Here is a 21,689-nt window from a genome sequence, read left to right as displayed (position 1 = left end):
CTGCCCGATGCGTGAATATGGTGTTATAGGATGTCAGCTCCTTCATCGAATTTACTCTCAAATTCTACAGATCATTATCAATCACTGGTAAATTCCAAAATGGAATATCATATGAGCTGGTATCGCTACTTAAATTTCTTTTTTTATTGTTACATTTATTACATAAAATCTGGAGGTTTGAAGGATCATTATTCCCATATTTATCGAGCGGAACAATGTGATCTAAATCAGGATCAATACCAAGAAAAAGATCCCCTGAAAGTGGATTTCTACAAATGGTACATACCCCTTTGTCTCTAAAGAAAATCCCTCGTTTAAGCCACACTGGCCACGTCGACATTCTTCTTACCTTCCCAAGTTTAGTAATATACTTCGGGTATGACTGATGCAATAAATCCCTATCTCTTTGTAAATAAGTTGCTATTCTCTCATGAAAATCCCGAAGGAAATGTTTATTCAACATAAGTACATGAAATGCAGAATGGATTATACTTGGTTTGAATTCCTCAATTTTGTCTGCAATCCAATCAGCATAATTTATTAGTTTTTTGCAACTCCTACATTTTTCACAAAATCCATGTTCTTGAATATATTTAAAATTTGGAATCATTTTAGATGGTATATGAACATTGAAATTTTTTAATGTTTTCAAGTAATATGCAATGATTTCTTGATCATAGTCACTATTTCTTAATTCTTGGATGACACTTGAATTATTAGAAATCCACCACAAATAATCATGAGCTATTGTTTCCTTTTCACTTTTATATAACTTATTTGGATATTGATCACGAATTACTTCCCAAAAGATATCAAAGTCTTCTGAGAAATTTTCTGAATAAAAACATTGAATTGCTGAATCCACTAAGATGATGGAATCTGTATATGAAAATCGTTCATGAGTTACATGTCTCATCACAATACTCCTTGAATAGTTTATAAATGTTTGCGCTGATTTCCTATAACGTTGTTGTATTCACGACGTCCCACCACCTTAAGCCCGAAGGGCGGCCGCGATGCGGTTAGGTGGTGCGGATGTGTCCGGATGATTCTACTTCCCTGCTGCTGAAATGCCTCTCCGAATCCGCTTCTAACTTCTAACGGACCGAGGGCGAATGCCCGATGCGTGAATATGGTGTTATACGACGTGTCTGACATCTATGATTACACTTTCACAATACATATTCCTTCATTCTTGAAATCTTCAATTCTATCTATATCAATCCAAAGATTCTCTTCTTCTCTTATTCTATGAAATCTAACAATACTATCCTCTCCATCAAAACTTAGAATAATCAAAAAATTGTAATTAGGAAAATCAAACTTTAGCTTCACAGCCCACATATTCATAATCTTCTGAGCAAATCTAAATCCTTCTTTAGGGTGCTTCATAAAATATCTGGACACATCCATCATATGTACATGACTCTCTGCAGCCTCAAATCCTGAACGGTCTCCAAACTGCTCTAAAACAAACTCAATGTTTACTGTTCTTGGTGATTCTTGATCGTCTTGAATTAATATGCAATCTTCTACTTCAATAAATGTTGGCCAAACGATATTGATTAGTACAGTACTTTCATTGAACTTTGATTTGGTCATAGGTTTAAGATATTCATCCAATTTGTGATTACTTCTTCGCATGTGCTCACCTCAATAGATTCTACAGACATGTTGTATAACGTCATATTAGCGTACTTCGTAAACACATTAATATTTTTATATATTCCCGTAGTGATTAAACACCCCTTCCTCTGCCGGATAGTTTAACTAATAGGCAGCCGATCGTATTGGCCAGCTACGATAGTTTCATTTACTTTTTCTCATATTTTAGCAAGTTAACTATTCGTTCATAGTCGTAGATGTTATGTGTCTTAAATGCCAACTTATGATTGTAGTTTCCTTCAATGAAACTAAAAATAATATAGTCTTTATTTCTTTCATAATCAGCAGAAAGATTGCTCTTATTGATTACTTTGACAAGCTGAGCTTCGGAATCAGATTGGAACATAGACTTCTTCATTATTCTGACATTAGAATTAGTGATCCAAAATTGTCCCTTAATCTGTTCATCATCAATAAGAATCGTTAGATCCTTAACTTTAATTTCGGTTTCATCCGTCTCATTCTCACCATTAGGCGAGGGAGCAATGGTTTCTTTAATTACATTTTCATCACGCGTATAGGATGACATGGATGGTATCGACTGAGTAACACCACTGCTTTTATCTAGCAACTTTTGCAGTAAATTCACAATCTCGGATAATCCAATAAAAACAAACCCTGAAATAATACCTGAAACCCACCAATACAAAGCCGTTTCTATTTGGAAATCGCCATATTCATCGGTTGCTAATGTAATTCCTGAGATAAAGCTAATAGCAAGTAAAAGTACACCTATTGCCAAAAGGCATGTTGAGATGGTATTTCTCATCTTATTCATTCTCCCTTCCTTAACAGGAAATATATTCCTAGGAAAACCATAACAAAATTTCGATAGAGATACTAGTTATTTCAATGCCTTTTATTCTGTCACCAACAGGCTGCGCATGGGATGAAATTTTGAAGATACAAAAAACCGTTCCTTTCGTAAATGGTTGGTCGTACTTCCATCTACCAAGAAACGGTTCTTTTAGGAATTAGGGGCTATGAATGGAATTCATCCAATCTAATAGGCTAAATGTGATCAAAAAAGCAGTTTGATTGGATTTTCTACAGGTTAATGAGGTAATTTGGGCGGAAATGAGCTACAAAGGCGGTTTAGGCTGTATGTTATCCAATCAAATGTGATTGATAGTTGTTCAACTGCCTGTTTGGCTGGACGATTTCCACTCTAAAAAACCAAACTACTCTCTATTTCGCTAGCTTATTATTCTTTATACTCGATAAACAGCGCTTCCGCTGCTTGTCTTGCCTGCTGGCGGGCTTGCTCGACGTCTGCGCCGCTGCTCAGTGCAACGGCCATGCGACGACCAATCTTCGTCTCAGGCTTGCCGAATACGCGTACTTGCGTGTTCGGTACGGACAACGCCTCTTCCAAGCCGCCTATGGCGAAGCTGCTGCTCTCGCGGTCTGCCTTAAGCGTATAGGAAGCGCCTGGCGACAGCAGACGGATCGTCGGAATCGGATAACCGAGGATGGCACGCACATGAAGGGCGAACTCCGTTAAGTCTTGTGTCGCCATCGTCACCATCCCGGTATCATGAGGCCTTGGCGATACTTCACTAAACAATACGCCTTCCTTCGTAATGAACAGCTCCACGCCATATAAACCGTAGCCGCCTAGCTCGTCCGTGATTTGACGAGCGATTGCTTCCGCTTCCTCGATCTGACTCATCGTCATATCATGCGGCTGCCAGGATTCAATATAATCTCCATCCTTCTGTATATGACCGATCGGCGCACAATAGCTTGTGCCGGAGACCGAACGAACAGTTAGCAATGTAATTTCCGATTCGAAGGTGATGAAGCCTTCCACAATAATGCGCTGCTTCTTCGCTCTTCCGCCTTCCATCGCATAATTCCAGCAGCCTTCAATATCCGCTTCGGAACGGCATACGCTCTGTCCTTTGCCCGATGATGACATAATCGGCTTAATAACGCACGGGAAGCCTAGAACAGCAGTTGCTTGACGAAGCTCTTCCAACGAATCGGCGAACTGATAGGGCGCAGTAGGTAATCCAAGTGTTTCGGCAGCCAAACGGCGGATGCCTTCGCGATCCATCGTCAATCTCGCAGCGCGTGCCGTCGGGATGACACGATGTCCCTCCTGTTCGAGCTCAAGCAGCGTTTCTGTGGCGATCGCCTCTATCTCGGGTACGATAACGTCAGGCTTCTCTTCTTCTATAATACGGCGAATCGCTGCGCCATCCAGCATATCCGTCACATAGCTGCGATGAGCCACCTGCATGGCTGGAGCATGGTCGTAGCGATCGACGGCAATGGTCTCGACTCCGAGCCTTTGCGCTTCAATGGCAACCTCTTTGCCAAGCTCTCCCGAACCGAGCAGAAGCAGTTTACGGGCATTCGGAGATAGCGGTGATCCATACATAATGAGAAAAAACCTCCTGAAAGTAAGCCATTTCCGCTAAACCGCGAGATAGCACGGTCTAACCGATGTTCGGCTTTTTTCTTTCATTGTGGAGGTTTCTTCATCAAAAATCAACTATAAATGACTAGATTCCTTATAAGAAACGGTACTGTGCCTCAATTAATCCGTTATATACGCCGCGCTTGCGAATTAATTGTTCGTGATTTCCTTGCTCTACAATCTCACCGTGATCCAGCACGATAATGTCATCCGCATGTCGGATCGTCGACAGACGATGCGCAATCATGAATGAAGTACGGCCTTTCAAGAGCGCCTTGAGCGCTTCCTGAATCTTTAATTCGGTTTCGGTATCGATACTTGCCGTTGCCTCATCCAAAATAAGAATGCGAGGATCGGCAAGCAATGCGCGTGCGAACGATAGAAGCTGGCGTTGGCCCATCGAGAGCACATTGCCTCTCTCCTCTACCTGCGTATCATAGCCATCCGGCAAGCTCATGATGAAATCATGGGCATGAACGGCTTGCGCCGCTTTCACGATCTCGTCATCGGTCGCATTCAGTCGGCCGTAACGGATGTTGTCGCGAATCGAGCCAGCGAAGATAAACGTATCCTGCAGCACGATACCGACCTGCGAGCGCAGACTCTCGATCGTTACATCGCGAATATCGATGCCGTCGATCAATACGCGTCCCTGCACCGGATCGTAGAACCGGCAGAGCAGGTTAATAATTGTGCTTTTACCCGAGCCTGTATGACCGACAAGCGCAATCGATTGGCCTTCTCTGACGTCGATCGTCACTCCCTTGAGCGCCGGTCTGCCAGGCTCATATTCGAAAATAATATTATCGAATTTCACTTGGCCTTTAATTTGCGGCAAGCTTCTTGCTTCGTCTTGTTCGCCTACCGTCGGCTCTTCATCGATAAATTCGAAGATCCGCTCGGACGATGCCATAGCAATAAGCAGTTGAGAGTACATTTGGCCTAAGCGGTTAATCGGGTCCCAGAAGTTGCCGATGTAGTTCGCATAGCCGACAAGCAAACCGACTGTGATAACATCCTGCTGAATCAGATGTGCACCGTACCAGAACAGGATGAACGTGCCAATTGCTGCCGTAATCTCAATAACGGGACCGAACGCTTGGTTCAGCGCGGAAGCTTTGTTCCACGATTTTACGTTGACCGTATTCATATGATCGAAGAAACCCATATTGTCTTTCTCTTGCACGAACGCTTGCGTAACCTTCATCCCTTGAATACTTTCATTCAAGTGCGAGTTGATACGTGATTGCTTAATGCGTACGTCTTGCCAAGCAAAACGAATCCGTTTGCGAAGCGAAGTCGATACCAAGAACATGATCGGAACCGTAATCATAACCGCGAGACCAAGCTTGAAGTTCCAGACGAGCAGGATGATTACGATACCGAACAGCTGCACGCAGTCCATCAATAGGTTGACGACGCCGTTCGTGAACAAATCCTGCAGCGCATTGACGTCATTCGTTACCCGCACGAGCACGGATCCAGCTGGACGTTTGTCATAGAAGCGGAACGACAGCTTCTGAATGTGCTGGAACAAATGGTTCCGAAGATCATAAATAACTTGCTGCCCAATAATGTTCGTGTACTTGATCCGGTACGTATTAGAAGCCCATTGTATAACATAAAGGAATAACATAATGCCAGCAATAACAAGGAGCTTAGGAATGCTTGCGGAAGCGCCGTTCTCCGGTTGAATCGCTTCGTCGATTGCGAGAATGACGAGCGCCGGTACGCCAAGCCGGGTCAACGTACCTAGGATCATCATTACGATGACGGGTATTAGCTGTTTCGAATACGGCTTCATATACATAAACAGCCTGCGAAGCTGCGCCCAGTTGAACGGCTTTTCGATCAGCTCGTCGTCTTGGTATACGAACCGTTCGTTCTTATTCTTGGCTTTGGCTTGCGTATGGGAACTTGTGCTCATTATACGGTGCTCCTTTTCTGACCTTGCGCCGTTAAAGCGGAAGCGGCATCGTCTGTTTGAAGAAAGTCGGCATATTGAATGTTGTACGTATCGCGATAAGGACCGTCTACCGCAATCAGATCGGCATGCTTGCCGCGCTGGACGATAACCCCTTTATCAAGCACGATAATTTCATCGGCGTGACGCAGTGAAGAGATCCGGTGCGCGATGACAAAAGTAGTACGTCCGGCCATCAGCTCCTTGAAGCCTGCTTGAATCTCATGCTCGGTCTCCATGTCTACCGCGCTTGTAGCGTCGTCAAGGACGAGAATACGCGGATTTTTGATTAACGCGCGCGCGATGGCGATACGCTGCTTCTGTCCGCCAGACAAGCCCATCCCCCGCTCGCCGACGATCGTTGCGTAACCAAGCGGCAGCTCCATAATAAAGTCATGCGCTTTGGCCAGCTTAGCAGCAGCTTCGATCTGTTCATTCGTTACATCCTTCACACCGTAAGCAATATTGTCGCGGATCGATGCCGAGAACAGGAATGTCTCTTGGAAAACTGGCGCGATTTGGCGGCGAAGGCTCGCCACGTCCAAATTGCGGATATCCATGCCGTCAAGTTTAATGATGCCTTGCTTCACGGTGTAAGCCCGCATCAGAAGCTGAATGAGCGTCGATTTACCCGATCCGGTGGCACCCAGCATCCCGATTACCGAACCGGCCGGTGCGTCGATGTTGATGTTCGTAACCGCCGGCGATTTGTCCGGGTAGCTGAACGTTACATTTTCGAAGCTTACATGGCCTTTGACCGTCTCGTTAGTAACTTCAATCGCGTTCTCGATATTTCTCACGTGTATATGCTCATTGAGAAGTTCCAGCACCCGCTCGCCAGATGCTTTGAATTGCGTGTAGTTATTGATATGGAAGCCAAGTCCCCACATCGGGCCGATAATGTACCAGATCAAGCTGAAGAAGGCAACGAACTCGCCTAGCTTCAAATCTCCGTTAATAACGAGAATGCCTCCTGCTACGAGCAGGATAACGGCGCTCACGTTTGCCACTAGCTCCATTACGGGGAAAAATTTGGCCCATATGACGGCCGCGCCGACTTGGTTGGTCTGATAGGCTTCGCTGCGCGTCGAGAACTTCGATACTTCATGCGTCTCTCTTGCGAACGACTTAACCGTACGTACACCTGTAATGTTCTCTTGCACGGCAGTCGTCAGATTACTCATCGCTTTGCGCATTTCACGGAAAGCCGGATGAATGTTTTTCTCAAAGCGAAGCGCTGTGAATATGAGCAATGGAATCGTAATTAGCGTTATAAGCGTCAATTGCCAATGAATCGTCATCATCATGATGCCGCCGAACACAACCATCAGCACCATGTTCAAAATTTGTGCGAATCCGAAGCCGACAAAGTTGCGGATCGCCTCTAGATCGGCTGTAAGACGGGACATCAGATCGCCTGTCTTCGCCTTGTCATAATATTGGAAGGACAGCGTTTGCAATTTGTCATAGCTGGCGTTGCGCAATCTGAATGCTACGCGGTTGCCTAGTCTTCCTCCGAAGAAGCCGTGCAGAAACTGCAAGCAGGCTTTGAATGCGACGACGCCTACGACCGTGAACGCAAGCGCCGGCACCAGATCGAAACGTCTAGGCGTAATGACATCATCGATCAGGTATCGCAGCAGGTTGGGATATACAATCCCAAGTGCCGTAGCGCACATGAGCGCCGCGATCGAGGCGAACATAAACTTTCGTTCAGCCCAATAAAATCGTTTTAATTGCCTTAACACGTCCAAGAAAAAACATCTCCCCGTATGCTGTTTTATAAGTATGAGTGAATATTAACAGCATCCATATACAGGGGCAAACAGTATAAAATTGCGTATATGTGATTGAAGTCGCTTATACTCGCGATATAGGAATGCCACTCCGTCAATGCTCCCAAATAGTCTTAAATCGTGACAAATATGTGCATATTGCTCCGTTTTTGTATGAAAACACACAAATATAAAAAATGCCATTTCAGACGAATTCAGCGTCCAAAATAGCATTCAGCGATAATTGCGATTGATACGGTTTAGTTCATTGATATTTAGAGATTAATGAGCTGTTGGTGCAGCTCCTTCAGTTGCTCGGAATTCGAGCCGCCTTCAAGGGTACTTTGCTTGCCCTCCGCATAGGCTAACATGTCTTCGCGCAGTCTTGTCGATGCTTGTTCGGAACCTGTCTGCCAATATTCAGTGTAGAGCACGTTCCATTCGGATATGCGGCTTGCCATCCAACCGTTCAAGGACGGGGCAAGCACATTTTCCAAGTCTTTGCGCAGATTGCCTTTGCCTTCCCCTTCGAAAAACTGTCTAGGCGATTTGAATCGGCTCCAGAGCCACTTCGACTCGATCTCGCCTGCTTCCCATGCCGCAGCTTCCGGAGGTGTAGGCAGACCATCAGGACGATATGGAATCGCATCATAGCCCTCTAGCGCCTCTTGCAGCAATCCAGCGCAACGTTCATAGCGCTTCTGCAGCCACGTGTGCACTCCGCGTTCCATACGCAGCGAGGTCGCTTGGAGCTCCTGTGACAGTTCCAGCTGAATCAACCGCTGCAATTCGAGCCACGAAGTCCAAATCGCTTTGCGCAGATCGCGTCCATCGTCTTGAAGCGACGCTGGATTGAATGCGAAGTTATAGAACTCGCCGAATCTCTGCTGAATCCGTTTCACGACATAATAGAGCAGCTCGCTAACCTCTTGCTCCAGTTGCTCTGGCGCAGCTGAGGTGCGAAGTGCTGCCAGGTCGCTCTCGCTCGCCGCAACAGCCCTAAGCAAGCCGTTAAGCTCTGCTTCCCGCGCTGCTGCGTCGCCTTCCGCACTCTTCACCCAGCCTGCCACGGTAGCCGCAGCACGCTTAAGATCCTGCTCAGCGGCATCGATCGCCAGCTTGCCGAGATCATTCTGGATGAAGGAGAGGAACGCGCCTTCGAAGGCTTCAATGCCTGAACGGCTTAGCAGTTCGGCGTTACCGTCAACTTTGCCGTCAAGAGCCTGCAGGCTCGATACCGGATAAAGCCTTGGATTACGAATCGCATGTTTCGTCAAGTTATCCTCGACATGCGCAAGCACGCCTTCCAGCTCCTCCTGATCCGCAGCCAAGTCGGCGGCATTAACGAGGAAGAACATTTTGTCCAGTTCGAACTGGTCCTTCACGCGTCCAAGCTGCATCAGAAACTGTCTATCAGCCTGCGAGAACGCATGGTTATAATACGTGACGAATAAGACCGCGTCAGCGTTCTTGATGTAGTTGAAGGCAACACCCGTATGACGGGCGTTGACCGAATCGGCGCCCGGCGTATCGACGAGCACGATGCCTTGAGCGGTCAGATCGCAGTCATAGTACAGCTCGATCTCGCTAACAAAGCAGGAACGCGCCTCTTCGGCTACGTAACGCTCATATTCCGCTTGATCGACTACCAATTGCTGGCCGAGCTGACTTTCATGCCGTTCCCATCCCGCGCGCGCGGCGCGGAGGAAGCTGTAATGCGGCCGTCCGCCCGCTTGAATCTTATCCGGCGACAGCTTATCGATGGCGCGCATGAGCGAGCCGGCGTCCGGCAGCTTATCCTCGGATGCCTGCTCGCCGAGCAGCGCTAACGAATAGCGCACGTCGGAAAGAATCGCATCGCGCGTCTTCATGACGACAAGCGCCGTGCCGTGCTGCCGCTCCGCCGTCGGCGGAACGAGACGGTTGATCGCCGCCGTCGTCGGATTCGGCGATACCGGCAGTACCGGCTCGCCGATCAGCGCGTTGGCGAGCGACGACTTGCCGGCGCTGAAGGCGCCGAAGAGCGCTATGGTGAACCGGCTGTTCTGCAGCCGGTTCGCTTTGTCGCGCATCGCATGCGCGGCTGCTGCTAGAGCCGCGTGCGGCTCTAGCAGCTCTGCGGCGCGCAGCAGCCGCGTCGCAGCGCTATGCTGCTGCGCGAGCGCGGCGCCGCCTCCGAGCGAGCGGCGCTTCGCGCGAGCTTCGCCGGCGGCGGCAGCAGCAGCGGCGCTAGCCTGCTGCGGCGTTCCGCCGCCGCCGCTTGCCGGCGCGGACGCATCCGCCGCTGCGCCGGAACCGCCTCCGGCAGCCGATACGCTCGGCGCCGGCAGTTGCGGCTTCGCCGCCGGGCCCGGCAGCTCAGCTGCGAGCCTCGCCGCATGCGCGGCAGCGCGCTCCGCGAGCGCTGCCAGCGCCTCCGCGGCGCCAGCTTGCGAGCGTAGCCCCGCAAGCTGCGCCTGCGCCTCGGCGGCAGCGTTGCTGCTCGCTGCCGCCGCATGATCCGCCAGCGCTTCGATAATGCCGAACGCGCGCTGGCGGTATACCCCTTTCACATCCGCTGCAAGCTCGCGGCTGTAGATCATCGTATACTCGTTCCCGATCACGGCTCCGGTCTTCACGCGTTCAACGATCCAACCCGGCTCAGGCAGCCACGTCAGCTTTTCGGCCAACTGCGATTCCAGCTGTTCCGTGTTATAACCGATCCGTTCGGCCGCTTGGCGAAGCAAATGCTTCACATGCCATTCGATAGCTGCGCTAATTAACGAATTCAGCTCCGCCCGGAACGCCTCCAGACGGCGCTCCTGCTCGGCAGCCGTCTTCGCTCCCGCGAACAGCAACCCCGCCTTGAAGCCCGGCTTGCGGCTCTCCAGGAACGTCTGCGCTAGATCACGCAGCCCCGCTGGCGTAATATTCGCGTTATCAAGCACCTTCTGCAGCTCTTGGCGAAGCTCAGCGCCGAACATTTCCTTCTGCTCCTGAAGCGAACGAATGCGCTTCGTCAACCCGTCCATTTCCGACTTAAGCTGGCTGAGCGCTTCTTCCCCGCCAGCCTCCTCTGTGAGCCGTTCTCTTTCCGGCTCCTGCTGCTCCTGCATCCACTTCAAGTGGCCCTTGACGAGATGTCTAAGCGACGCATCCACGCTATAGGCACACAGCGGCGCTCTAAGCTCGGCAAGCTGCTTAAGCAGCACGAGCAGCTTATCCCATTCCTGATGAGGATGGCTCGGTTCGCGCAACGACAAATAAACGATCCCTGCCGGCTCAAGATGCCAAGCATGGAACGCTTCCTCTACGCTTTTGCGATAGCTCTCGAACGACAGCTCGCGATCACGATGCTTATCAATTTGATTAACAATAAAGTATAAGGGCTTGCCCCAGTCTTTAAGCTGCTTCGCAAATGCGAAGTTAATCTCAGACTGGACATGATTATAGTCCATTACGTAGAACACAACGTCTGCCAAATGAAGCGCCGATTCCGTCGCCATCCGATGCGCGTCATCCGTAGAATCAATTCCCGGCGTATCAAGCAGCACCGTATGGTCGCCAAGCGTTTCGCTCGGATAAATAATGGACACCGACGTGAACTGCTCGCCGTCTACGCAATATTTATCAAGCTCATCAATTCGAACCTCAGCCTGCGAGGTGACGCCGTTCTTGATCGTCTCCACAGCGGCGTAAGCTCTGTCTCCCCCGCGGATCGATACGACATTCGCGCTCGTCGGGATTGGACTCGATGGCAGCAGCTTCGTACCGCATAGCTTATTAATAAGGGTGGACTTCCCTGCCGAGAAATGTCCGCAAAAAGCGACAGTAAGCCGACCTTCGGTCAGCTTACTGTTCAGCTCCTGCACTTGCTGTGAATGTTGCCTATCTCCTGCAGCAGCCATATCGCCGGCTGCACTCGCAATAGCTCCCGCTATGCTCTGCACAGTCATTTCAGTCATTGTTCTGCTCCTTACACGGCTTCCTCTTCGTCAGATGGCAAGCAAATTTCGAACACGTTGCCGTGCTGCAAAATCATAATGTTGCGCGCCTTCTCCTTCATCACGACAACCTCAGGTTTAATGCGCATACGCTCGATGTATTGTTCAGGCACGTCGCCCGAGCCGCTGACCGTAATGCCTTCAACGACGATGTCTTCGTTTTCTTGCGGAGGCGCTTCAAGCACCTGCTCGTAAATATCGGAGAAAAGCTCAAAATTGTTTGTGTACACGGAAATACATTTCATCCTTATCATCCCCTACCAGCTATTTTCAGTTCAGCTTTATTTTTCGTTTTATTGCCAGCCTTCATACGCTGCTTGCCTTCCTTGCACATATCAAGCAATGGGCAGATCGGGCATTGCGGGTTTTGAGCTTTGCAATGATAGCGGCCGAAAAAAATGAGCCGGTGATGCGTCACCGTCCACTCCTCTTGCGGAACAAGCTTCATCAGCTTCTTCTCGACCTCAAGCACATTATCGTCTAGCTTAGCTATGCCTAAACGTTTCGATACACGATCCACATGCGTATCTACCGCGATCGCTGGTACATCGAAGGCATTGGACATGACAACGTTAGCCGTCTTCCGTCCTACACCTGGCAGCTCGGTCAAGCCTTCATGGCTTGCCGGCACCTCACCGTCGTATTTATCGATCAAAATGCGGCTTAGCTTCTGGATATTGGACGCTTTACTGCGAAACAGACCGATTCGGCGGATGTCCTGTTCCAGCTCCTCCAGCGGCACGCCTAAGTAATCCTCAGGCCGCTTATACTTTTGGAATAACGATGCGGTTACTTTATTCACCGTTTCGTCCGTACACTGCGCAGACAATAGGACGGCTATCGTTAGCTCGAACGGATTGCTGTGATTCAGCTCGCAATGAGCATCCGGAAACATCTCAGCAATGATGTCCAATATATGACGCATTTTCTGCTTCGCATTCATCGTCCTCTCTCCAATCTAACACTATCGTTCAAAGTGTAGCGAAATTTGTCACGCTTAGCAACCGCAAACAGCCACTTTCTATAAAAAAAACTGCCCCGTAAGGCAGTTTTTTCACGAAACATCCTAATTTAAGGCTTTATTCCCTTGCTTTAGTTCACGCGAATTGCGGTCGGCAGCAATCCTACATAAGAAGCCGTAATCGAGCTGCCTACGGAAATATTGCCAATCGTCGCTTCCTTGCCGTCCTTATCCGTCAGCGGCAAGTCTTTGATCGATAGTTCGAACGCACTTCCCGTTGCCGGCTGCACGCGAATCTTCTTGTTCATGATGTCAATCACTTGAACGGTATAAGTCACATCGCGATGCGCTTTAATCTTAATGACGCTCTCTTGCGTCGGATTAAGCTCGACCGTGATGAGGTCATCCTTCTTAAGCTGAGCGAGAGGCGTCGTATTCGATCCCGGCGTCTCGACATAGTTGGCCGAGTATGGAAGCGTAAGTGTTGCTCCCGTATCAAGCTTGAGTTTTAACTCGTAATCAAGCGTGTCGATCGACACGAATTTACCCGTATACGACGTTACGATCTTAATGGAAACGACTTTGTCCCCAGTGTAGGACAATATCACTTGCGTGCCTTGCAGCAGCAAGTCGTAAGAGCTTTCGACCGAAATGAACGTGCCATAGAAGTCCACTTTCGTCTTGTCCGTAAGGTAGAGAGACTTCGGATTTTTGCCTTCCGCGTCGACGATCGTAAGCAGCTTCATGTCTTCGACGAAGCTGGCGATCTTAGCTTGATCCAGCACTTCAACCTTGCGGCTTTCGACCTTGATTTTCGTAACCTGCTCGTCTGCGTTTAACGTAAGCTCGACTTGATCCGTTTCTTTCAGCAGATCGTCCAGCGCAGCTTCCTTAAGGCCTTCGATCTCGACTTCAACCTCTTTGGCAAGATATTTTGTGGAGAGCGAGCTGCCCTCTTTGATCGTGATGATCTTGCCGTCCGTCGAGAAAAACAATCCTTTCACCGTGTTTTGGCTAGCGACGGGAGCAGTTACGATTTTGACCACCAACGGCTTGTCGCGGAACGAATCCTGCACGATGCTGATCGGACTGTCGGCTTTCAGATCGCTTAGCTTCACCGGAGTGCCTGCCGTATCTTCTACGATGACCGAATCGTTGTAATCAAATGGTACAGGGACTTTGTTGATCCATAAATATATTTTTTTCTCGTCGGCCACGTTGCGCAAGAAGGTTCCGGCTACCGTCGTCGTATGTACCGTATCGCTTTTCACTTCCACGTATTTCGCAACGCCGTCCTTGGCAATGACGGTAATATCGCCGTACAACAACAAGTTGGACTTGCTGATCGGCACTGTATTCTTGTACGTGTAATAAAGCGTGTTCTCATCCAGCGCATACGAAGTTTCAATACCGTTCTCGTATACCGTCAGTGAAGAATCGGACAGCTTCGATACGATACCGCTCGTCTGACCTTCGTAGTCAACTTCAAACTGTGCTTGCGCGAAGCTAAGAATCGTAGCCAAGCTTGCCCGCGTAATATTCGCTTTCGGCTGGAACGTTGTCTCCGTAACGCCTTTGACTAGCTCTAGCTCGACTGCGGCGTTTACATAGCCCAGGTATCGCGAATCGATCTGGCCGCCATCGGTGAACGAGGATGGGGTATTTTTTAATCCGTCAGCCAATCCTGTTTTGCCGATCGCTTTAATAATGAGTTTTGTAACCCATTCCCGCGAAGCAGGTTTCGTACCCCATGGCGTTCCGGGAACGTTGGCCGCTTGCGACATTTCGGAGGTATCAAGCAAACCTTCATTGAAGGCTACCAATACGTATTTTTTGAAACTGTTGCTGACGACGAACGAATCGTTAAACTCAATAACGGCACTCGGGTCGTTGTCTACTTTGTCCATAAGTCCCGCGAAACGAAGCGCCATTAGGACGGCTTCTTGCTGGGAAACGTCTTTGCTGGGAGCGAAGGTGCCATTCGGGTAACCCGAAATAATGTTCTGCAGCGCAAGCTTGGCGACATGCTTCTCCGCCCAATGGCCGCTGCTAATATCGCTGAAAGGCGTGTTCAATCCATTGGCAGCAGCGTAAGCTGCATGTGGAGCAGCCGCGTATCCTCCGCCAAAGGCAAGTGACAAAGCAAGCGCCCCGATCACTGCTTTTTTCCCATTAATATGAATTGGCATGTATAAGTCCCCCTATAGTTATGCTTAAGCCTTATATTATTTGCGGTACGGATGCTCGAGCTCGACATGGCCCATTAGAGTCTCCAACGCTTCACCGTCTACTAGAATATCGACTGCATCTACGAAGTCGAATTGAAACAGCGTCTTGGTGAGCGACTCGATGGCAAGAATCTCGCCCGGCCCTCCCAGCCTCGCTTCATCAGGAAGCAGGATATCGACGGTTGCAAGACCGTCCTCCAAGCTCACTTTGTCGAAGCTGATCGCCTTCCATAAGGAAATCTCTTCTGCGCCGCCGTCCTTCTGAAGCTCAGAAAGCGCAGATTTCACTAGAGCCAGCTCATCGTCGCCATCGCTAAGTTCAATCTCGACTTCGCGTGCTGACGTTTTCGACAATTCGGAATCCGTCGAATACACCGAAATCGTTCGTTTCACGGCAATCGATTGTTCCTCAGTTGGCGGGGTGGTTGCTCCGGACACATCATTGCCAGATGGAAGATTGTCCTGTCCCCCGCAGCCAGTAATCGTCAATGTTAATAGAAAGGCAGCCAGCAGCCCTCTTGCTTTGACATTCGTCATACGACTGAACACCTGCTTTCTATTTCAATTTGAAATATTCCTTAATGCCGGCTACTAACTCGGATGCAATCCGATTCTGGACGGCATCGTCATAAAGTAATTTCGCGTCTGCCGCATTCGATAGGAATCCTGCCTCTACAAGCACGGCCGGCATCGTCGTTTCCTTAATGACTTTGAACGCTTCCTTCTTGACGCCGCGGTCTTTGAGTTTCGTACCAGCTATCAGATGCTTGTGAATGACCTCCGCCAAGCTCTTGCTGTTTTCGCGGTAATAATACGTTTCGGAACCGGTAGCGCTGCTGCCCTTCAGGCTGTTGGCATGAATGGAAATGAACATGTCGGCCTTCAGGTTTTCGGCGAACGCGATCCTTTCCAGCAGTGTCGGATACGTATCGCCCGTTCTCGTCATATGGACCTTGATCGACTTCTCGTTCGCCAAAAGCTTCTGCATCTTGAGGGCAACGCTCAGATTAAATTCCTTCTCCCATCTGTTCAGGACGCTTTGGGCTCCTGGGTCGCTTCCGCCATGACCGGCGTCAATAACAACATCATACACGTTATCCGTGACCGGAGGCTGAGGATCTACAGGAACTTCCGGTTCCACGGGAACTTCTGGTTCCGGGTCTGTCGGCGTCTCGGGCTCAGGCGGTACTTCGCCAGACGGCATGAGATCAATGCGGAATTCTCCAACACCTTCTGTCATGATATAACCCGTATCCGCGTTCACATCAAGCACAACTCTCGCTACGGTAGGGCTATTGGAGAAGATCGAATAGCGATAGCTCGTAATTAACGGGTTATCCGTTACTTCCGCTTTCACTTGACCGTTAGCCAGAGTGGTTGCGAGATCGGAGGAATAGCTCGTATTCGGGAAGTCGAGTACGATTCGCTTCGGATTATCGAGTACTTGCACCTTATTAGGCTTGGACGATCCTTCGTAATTGACGATGACGCCGCCAATACCGTCGAAGCCTACGCCTGTAATCCATCCTGTCGGGCCTTTCGGCGGTTGAACGATATGTACTTCCTTCGTGTCTGCCTTCCACTCGAATTCAAGTCCGAATTGCTCGCCAATGAAACGAAGAGGAACGAGCGTCGTTTTATTAACGATGATCGGCTTCGTTTGCATTTGAACCACTTGATCGTTTACAAGTGCAGCATCGTTATTAATAGCAAGCATAATAACTTTGCTTCCGTCATTGATCGTAACTGTTTTGGTCGTATTGTCCCAATCAACTTGGAAACCAAGTCCTTCCGATATGACCCGGATAGGGACGATCGTAGACTCGTTCACAATCTGCGGATCAGCGTCTGGCTGCAGCAGCTGACCGTTCAGATACAGCTTTGGAACAGCTTCGGCAGCTTGTCCTACGCTAGCAAACATCGTGAACAATACGGACATGAACAATAGAATGGTTACAAATTTCTTCATTTTCCACCTCGATGACTGAATTGCCCGCATCGAATGTGAACATTCGACTTTTACAGACGCAAATATAGACGCAGCTTGTCAGAAAAAGTTGCGTTTAGAGGAAAAAAGAGGACAATCGCCGTTGCCGGTAATTGTCCTCTTATTATTCAAGCGTTACGCTAGCCGAGACGCGCTGCGTGCTTCTGCTCGTAAGCCGTAATCAGCGATTCATGCTGAAGCGTTAAGCCGATATCGTCGAGTCCTTGAAGCAGGAACTGACGACGGTGCTCGTCAAGCTCGAATGCGATGCTAAGACCATGTTCGTCAGTCAGCAATTTGTTCTCAAGATCGACCGACAACTTGTAGCCTACATGCTTCGCAGTACGCTGGAACAAGTCTTCCACTTGCTCTTCGCTAAGCTTGATTGGCAGAATGCCGTTCTTGAAGCAGTTGTTGTAGAAAATATCAGCGTACGACGGCGCGATAATGACTTTGTAGCCATAATCGAGAATCGCCCACGGCGCATGCTCACGGGAGGAGCCGCAACCGAAGTTCGCACGGGAAATGAGTACGGATGCGCCTTCGTAGCGCGGTTTGTTCGGTTCGAACTCGGCATTTACTTCGCCGCTTTCATGGAAGCGCCATTCGAAGAAAAGAAACTGTCCGAAGCCGCTGCGCTCGATGCGCTTCAAAAATTGTTTAGGAATAATAGCGTCAGTGTCGACATTGACCCGGTCGACCGGGGCGACGATGCCTGTAAGTTGTTTAAACGGTTCCATACCTAGAATACCCCTCTCTCACGTTCAATTAGTTCAACACTTCGGTTTTGATTTCCCAATCGCGCACGTCTGTGAAGCGTCCGTTAACAGCTGCAGCGACAGCCATAGCTGGCGATACAAGATGCGTACGTCCGCCGCGGCCTTGACGACCCTCGAAGTTACGGTTGGAAGTCGATGCGCAGCGTTGGCCTGGTTTCAATACGTCCGGATTCATCGCCAGACACATCGAGCAGCCAGCATCACGCCATTCGAAGCCCGCTTCTGTGAAGATTTTGTCGAGGCCTTCCTTCTCCGCTTGAATCTTAACGCGGCCGGAGCCCGGTACGACGATTGCCGTTACTTTCTCGCTTACTTTGTAGCCGCGAGCGATCTCTGCCGCAGCGCGCAAGTCTTCGATACGGCCGTTCGTGCAAGAGCCGATGAACACATAATCGATTTCGATTTCCGTCATAGGCGTGCCTGGTTTCAAATCCATATACTCAAGCGCAGCTTCTGCAGCTTTGCGCTCATTCTCAGTAGGAAGGTCAGCAGGGAATGGTACTTTTGCCGTAATGTTAGTACCCATACCCGGGCTCGTTCCCCAAGTTACTTGCGGGATCAAAGCGTCAACGTCAAAGTGCACAACCGTGTCGTATTCAGCGCCTTCATCCGTCGTCAGTTGTTTCCAAGCCTCTACTGCTTCTTCATAGTTCGCTGGCGCGTATTCGCGGCCGCGAAGGTAGTTGAACGTCGTTTCGTCCGGTGCGATCAGACCTGCGCGAGCGCCGGCTTCGATCGACATGTTGCAGACCGTCATACGTTCTTCCATTGTCAGGCTAGTGATCGCTTCACCCGTATACTCGATTACATAACCTGTTGCGAAGTCCGTGCCGCCTTGAGCGATTACGCCGAGGATCAGGTCTTTCGCCGTTACGCCAGGCTTGCGCTTGCCGTTGAAGCGAATTTCCATCGTCTTCGCTTTCGATTGCTGCAAGCATTGCGTTGCAAGAACGTGCTCAACCTCGCTCGTTCCGATACCGAATGCAAGTGCGCCGAATGCGCCGTGCGTCGAAGTGTGGCTGTCGCCGCACACGATTGTTTTACCCGGATGCGTCAAGCCAAGCTCAGGTCCCATAACGTGAACGACGCCTTGATCGATGCTGTCAAGATCGAACAGCTTAACGCCGAAGTCTTTACAGTTCTGCGTCAGCGTATCGATCTGCTGCTTCGAGATCGGATCGCTAATATTGAACCGGTCTTTGGTAGGTACGTTGTGATCCATCGTTGCGAATGTCAGGTCAGGACGGCGCACTTTGCGGCCCGAAAGGCGAAGGCCTTCGAACGCTTGCGGCGAAGTAACCTCGTGCACAAGCTGCAAGTCGATATAAATTACGCTCGGCTTGCCTGTTTCTTGATGAATGACGTGATTATCCCAGATCTTCTCAAACATTGTCTTTTTCGTCATTATGCTCACCCCATCATTTACTTGAATCTTTCTGCTCTGTTAACTGAACCTATCATAGCATTTCTTTCTTCATTGAACCAAGATATAATATCTATAACGTCTATAGGTAATAACTATAATGGAAATAATGTTTACAACTTTTACAATTGAAATGAGGAAATGAACATGGAGCTTAGACAATTGCAATATGTCATTCAAATTGCTATTGAAAAAAACTTCTCGAGAGCGGCCGAGAAGCTGCATATCGCGCAGCCTTCTCTCAGCCAACAGCTATCCAAGCTGGAGCAAGAAATCGGCGTATTATTGTTTCGCCGTACGACGAACTCCGTTGAACTCACGCAAGCAGGACAAGTGTTCGTTGATAAATCGCAATCGATACTTGATGCCGTCGAGCAATTGAAGCAAGAGATGGACGACATGGCTCAGATGCGCCGCGGCCGCCTCGTCGTTGGCACGCTCCCGATAACCGGCTCTCATATACTGCCGCTCGTCCTCCCCGTATTCGGCGCTCAATATCCGCAGATCGAGGTTGTGCTTGTCGAGGATACGACGTCAAAGCTTGAACAATTAACCGCAAGCGGAGGTACCGACTTAAGTCTGCTTTCGCTGCCGCTGATCGATGCGTCGCTGTCCTGGGAGCCATTTTTAGAGGAAGAAATAGGTCTGGCCGTGCCCCCTCATCATCAGCTTGCGAACCGACAGGAGCCGATCGACATTAGCGAATTGCAGGAAGAGCCGTTCATCGTCCTCAAGCGCGGACAGGGCTTCCGTCAAATAACGGTAGAGCTATGCGAACAATCCGGCTTCACGCCTCGCATCGTATTCGAGAGCAGCAATATGGAGACGATCCAGTCGCTCGTAGCAGGCGGCATGGGCATAGCCTTCGTTCCGCAGATGCTTACACGGCCCAAAGGCTCGGAGTTCGCTCCCGCCTACCTCTCATTCACGACAAAGCCGACCCGTACCCTTGTTATAGCGAGCCGCAAAGGCCGTTATTTGTCCAAAGCTGCTGAAGCCTTTATCCGAACCTTAAATAAGACATTAACCAATTACCGATAATTATTCATTGTAGAGAGCAGGTCTGCGATCCTCAAATACGGGGATTTTATTTCTTACCGTATCGACTAACGACAAGTCGATGTCGGCATACAGAATCGTTTCTTCCTCGCCCGCTTCGGCGATCGTCTCGCCCCATGGATCAAGCACCATCGAATGACCGAAGAAGCTGGTATCTCCGCTCTTGCCCATCCGATTGCAGGCAATGACGAACATTTGGTTCTCGATTGCGCGCGCGGTCAGCAGCGTGCGCCAATGATGCAGGCGCGGATGCGGCCATTCCGCTGGAACGAACAGCAGCTTCGCGCCTTGCAGCGCTAGCTTCCGCGCAAGCTCCGGGAACCGAATGTCGTAGCAGATCATCATACCGGCTTGCTCGCCCTCGATGGTGAGCGATCCCGGCTTGTCTCCTGCCTGCAAATACTTCTCTTCGTCCATAAGACGGAACAGATGGATTTTGGAATAATCCCCTGCTGCGCTGCCTTCACGATCGAAGGCGTACGTAGTGTTATAGACGCCGTCCGATTTCGCCTCTGCGATCGAACCGCCAACAATATGAACCTGATGCTCTTTTGCGAAGCTTGAGAGCATGGCTTTCGTGCGCTCCCCGTTTTTGTCCGCAAGACTTTCGATTTCAGTAAGCGCGTAACCGGTATTCCACATTTCCGGGAACACGATTACATCAGGTTTCTTTGCCCCGGAAACAGCCTCCTCCAGCATTTCCTTCAACCTGCCAAAGTTTGCCTCCGGATTTCCCGCTTCTATATTCATTTGCAGCAAAGCAAGCCGCAGCGCCGTTGTCATATCCGCTTCCTCCAGTTACATCATTATTTTCCCTAATGATACCCTCTCATGGTTCAGTGTCAAGATGGGAACGTTATGGATACAGTCCTAACTACTATGCACTCAACAAAGGAGAATTGCCCATGTGGCTCAAACGAGCAACGATCATGCTAATCGCATGTTTCGCAATGATGATGGCAGGCCAATCCGCATCCGCGTATGTATCTAACCCTGCTGAGAGCAACAACGAAACGTTGTCCGAGATCGAACAGAAGCCTGTTCAAGTATTTGATGTCGCTGCCGGCAAAGTCGTCAAGACGATAGCTAACGATGCCAGCTTTCAGAAGATGGCTGCTGATTGGGTTGGCTCCATTACCGACCTTGCTCCCCAACTGTCGGCTGATGAGAGCTGCGGCTATGTATACCGAGTACCGCTAACGAAACCCGTCACGATTAAAGTTAAGGAGATTTCGGTATCGACAGCCGATCTTTTCTTATTTTATTGCAAAGACAAGCCGCCGCTTCTGCTCGCATTTGACGAGAACCGCAAGCCGTTCTTATTTTTAGTCAAAGCCGATATTAAGCCTTTTATTCAAAAAGTAGGAATCCCGGCTCTCCCGTAAGGCTTATATCGCATCTAATCGAACAGGCTCGAAGCGACCGCTTCGGCCTGTTTTTT

Annotated in this window: 17 protein-coding genes; 2 read left to right on the top strand and 15 right to left on the bottom strand. The window is 49.5% G+C overall.

Annotated elements, in window-relative coordinates; genetic code table 11:
* Window positions 1-64: 64 nt before the first annotated feature.
* The 14 genes from AC0YN0_RS13145 to leuC all read right to left on the bottom strand — a co-directional run bounded on the left by AC0YN0_RS13145 (window position 65) and on the right by leuC (window position 19,171).
* Complete coding sequence (locus AC0YN0_RS13145) at window positions 65-916, bottom strand: HNH endonuclease (RefSeq protein WP_475821609.1); 852 nt, start codon at window positions 914-916, stop codon at window positions 65-67.
* 248 nt (window positions 917-1,164) lie between these two features.
* Window positions 1,165-1,623: a hypothetical protein gene (locus AC0YN0_RS13140; RefSeq protein WP_475821608.1), complete on the bottom strand. Its 459-nt coding sequence runs from the start codon at window positions 1,621-1,623 to the stop codon at window positions 1,165-1,167.
* A 190-nt stretch (window positions 1,624-1,813) separates the two neighbouring features.
* Entirely contained in the window at window positions 1,814-2,434 is a 621-nt protein-coding gene (locus tag AC0YN0_RS13135) for a hypothetical protein (RefSeq protein WP_475821607.1), read from the bottom strand.
* A 435-nt stretch (window positions 2,435-2,869) separates the two neighbouring features.
* Window positions 2,870-4,051 carry a formate-dependent phosphoribosylglycinamide formyltransferase gene (purT, locus tag AC0YN0_RS13130; protein ID WP_475821606.1) on the bottom strand — a complete coding sequence of 394 codons (1,182 nt, stop codon included), beginning with the start codon at window positions 4,049-4,051 and terminating at the stop codon, window positions 2,870-2,872.
* 133 nt (window positions 4,052-4,184) lie between these two features.
* On the bottom strand, window positions 4,185-6,017 hold the full coding sequence (locus tag AC0YN0_RS13125) for an ABC transporter ATP-binding protein (protein ID WP_475821605.1): 1,833 nt from the start codon (window positions 6,015-6,017) through the stop codon (window positions 4,185-4,187).
* A complete protein-coding gene (locus tag AC0YN0_RS13120) occupies window positions 6,017-7,807 on the bottom strand; it encodes an ABC transporter ATP-binding protein (RefSeq protein ID WP_475821604.1) in 1,791 nt (596 codons plus the stop codon). Before AC0YN0_RS13120 ends, AC0YN0_RS13125 begins: the two co-directional genes overlap by 1 nt.
* A 296-nt stretch (window positions 7,808-8,103) precedes the next feature.
* Window positions 8,104-11,772: a dynamin family protein gene (locus AC0YN0_RS13115; RefSeq protein ID WP_475821603.1), complete on the bottom strand. Its 3,669-nt coding sequence runs from the start codon at window positions 11,770-11,772 to the stop codon at window positions 8,104-8,106.
* Between the two features lie 11 nt (window positions 11,773-11,783).
* The gene (locus AC0YN0_RS13110) at window positions 11,784-12,056 is read right to left on the bottom strand and encodes an NAD/NADP transhydrogenase alpha subunit (protein ID WP_307201479.1); all 273 of its coding nucleotides are present in this window, start codon (window positions 12,054-12,056) and stop codon (window positions 11,784-11,786) included.
* A gap of 5 nt (window positions 12,057-12,061) precedes the next feature.
* Window positions 12,062-12,754 carry an endonuclease III gene (nth, locus tag AC0YN0_RS13105; RefSeq protein WP_475821602.1) on the bottom strand — a complete coding sequence of 231 codons (693 nt, stop codon included), beginning with the start codon at window positions 12,752-12,754 and terminating at the stop codon, window positions 12,062-12,064.
* Window positions 12,755-12,903: 149 nt separating this feature from the next.
* Window positions 12,904-14,961 carry an S-layer homology domain-containing protein gene (locus tag AC0YN0_RS13100; protein WP_475821601.1) on the bottom strand — a complete coding sequence of 686 codons (2,058 nt, stop codon included), beginning with the start codon at window positions 14,959-14,961 and terminating at the stop codon, window positions 12,904-12,906.
* Window positions 14,962-14,997: 36 nt separating this feature from the next.
* On the bottom strand, window positions 14,998-15,537 hold the full coding sequence (locus AC0YN0_RS13095) for a GerMN domain-containing protein (RefSeq protein WP_475821600.1): 540 nt from the start codon (window positions 15,535-15,537) through the stop codon (window positions 14,998-15,000).
* A 19-nt stretch (window positions 15,538-15,556) separates the two neighbouring features.
* Window positions 15,557-16,969, bottom strand: a complete 1,413-nt coding sequence (locus tag AC0YN0_RS13090) for an N-acetylmuramoyl-L-alanine amidase (RefSeq protein WP_475821599.1) — start codon at window positions 16,967-16,969, stop codon at window positions 15,557-15,559.
* Window positions 16,970-17,127: 158 nt separating this feature from the next.
* Window positions 17,128-17,727 carry a 3-isopropylmalate dehydratase small subunit gene (leuD, locus tag AC0YN0_RS13085; RefSeq protein WP_442051806.1) on the bottom strand — a complete coding sequence of 200 codons (600 nt, stop codon included), beginning with the start codon at window positions 17,725-17,727 and terminating at the stop codon, window positions 17,128-17,130.
* Window positions 17,728-17,755: 28 nt separating this feature from the next.
* Window positions 17,756-19,171, bottom strand: a complete 1,416-nt coding sequence (gene leuC, locus AC0YN0_RS13080) for a 3-isopropylmalate dehydratase large subunit (RefSeq protein WP_475821598.1) — start codon at window positions 19,169-19,171, stop codon at window positions 17,756-17,758.
* Between the two features lie 165 nt (window positions 19,172-19,336).
* Here leuC and AC0YN0_RS13075 point away from each other — a divergent pair, with 165 nt between their 5' ends.
* Window positions 19,337-20,230 (top strand): LysR family transcriptional regulator, encoded by an 894-nt coding sequence (locus tag AC0YN0_RS13075; RefSeq protein WP_475821597.1) that lies wholly within the window; start codon window positions 19,337-19,339, stop codon window positions 20,228-20,230.
* Here AC0YN0_RS13075 and AC0YN0_RS13070 read toward each other — a convergent pair whose 3' ends face one another.
* Window positions 20,231-21,031 carry a carbon-nitrogen family hydrolase gene (locus AC0YN0_RS13070; protein WP_475821596.1) on the bottom strand — a complete coding sequence of 267 codons (801 nt, stop codon included), beginning with the start codon at window positions 21,029-21,031 and terminating at the stop codon, window positions 20,231-20,233.
* A 122-nt stretch (window positions 21,032-21,153) separates the two neighbouring features.
* Between AC0YN0_RS13070 and AC0YN0_RS13065 the strand changes: the two genes are divergently transcribed.
* Window positions 21,154-21,633, top strand: a complete 480-nt coding sequence (locus AC0YN0_RS13065) for a hypothetical protein (RefSeq protein ID WP_475821595.1) — start codon at window positions 21,154-21,156, stop codon at window positions 21,631-21,633.
* The last annotated feature ends 56 nt before the right edge of the window (window positions 21,634-21,689 follow it).

Source organism: Paenibacillus sp. J22P218 (assembly GCF_056269195.1).
Note: the sequence above shows the minus strand (reverse complement) of the source record. Positions and strands in the feature narration are given on the sequence as shown.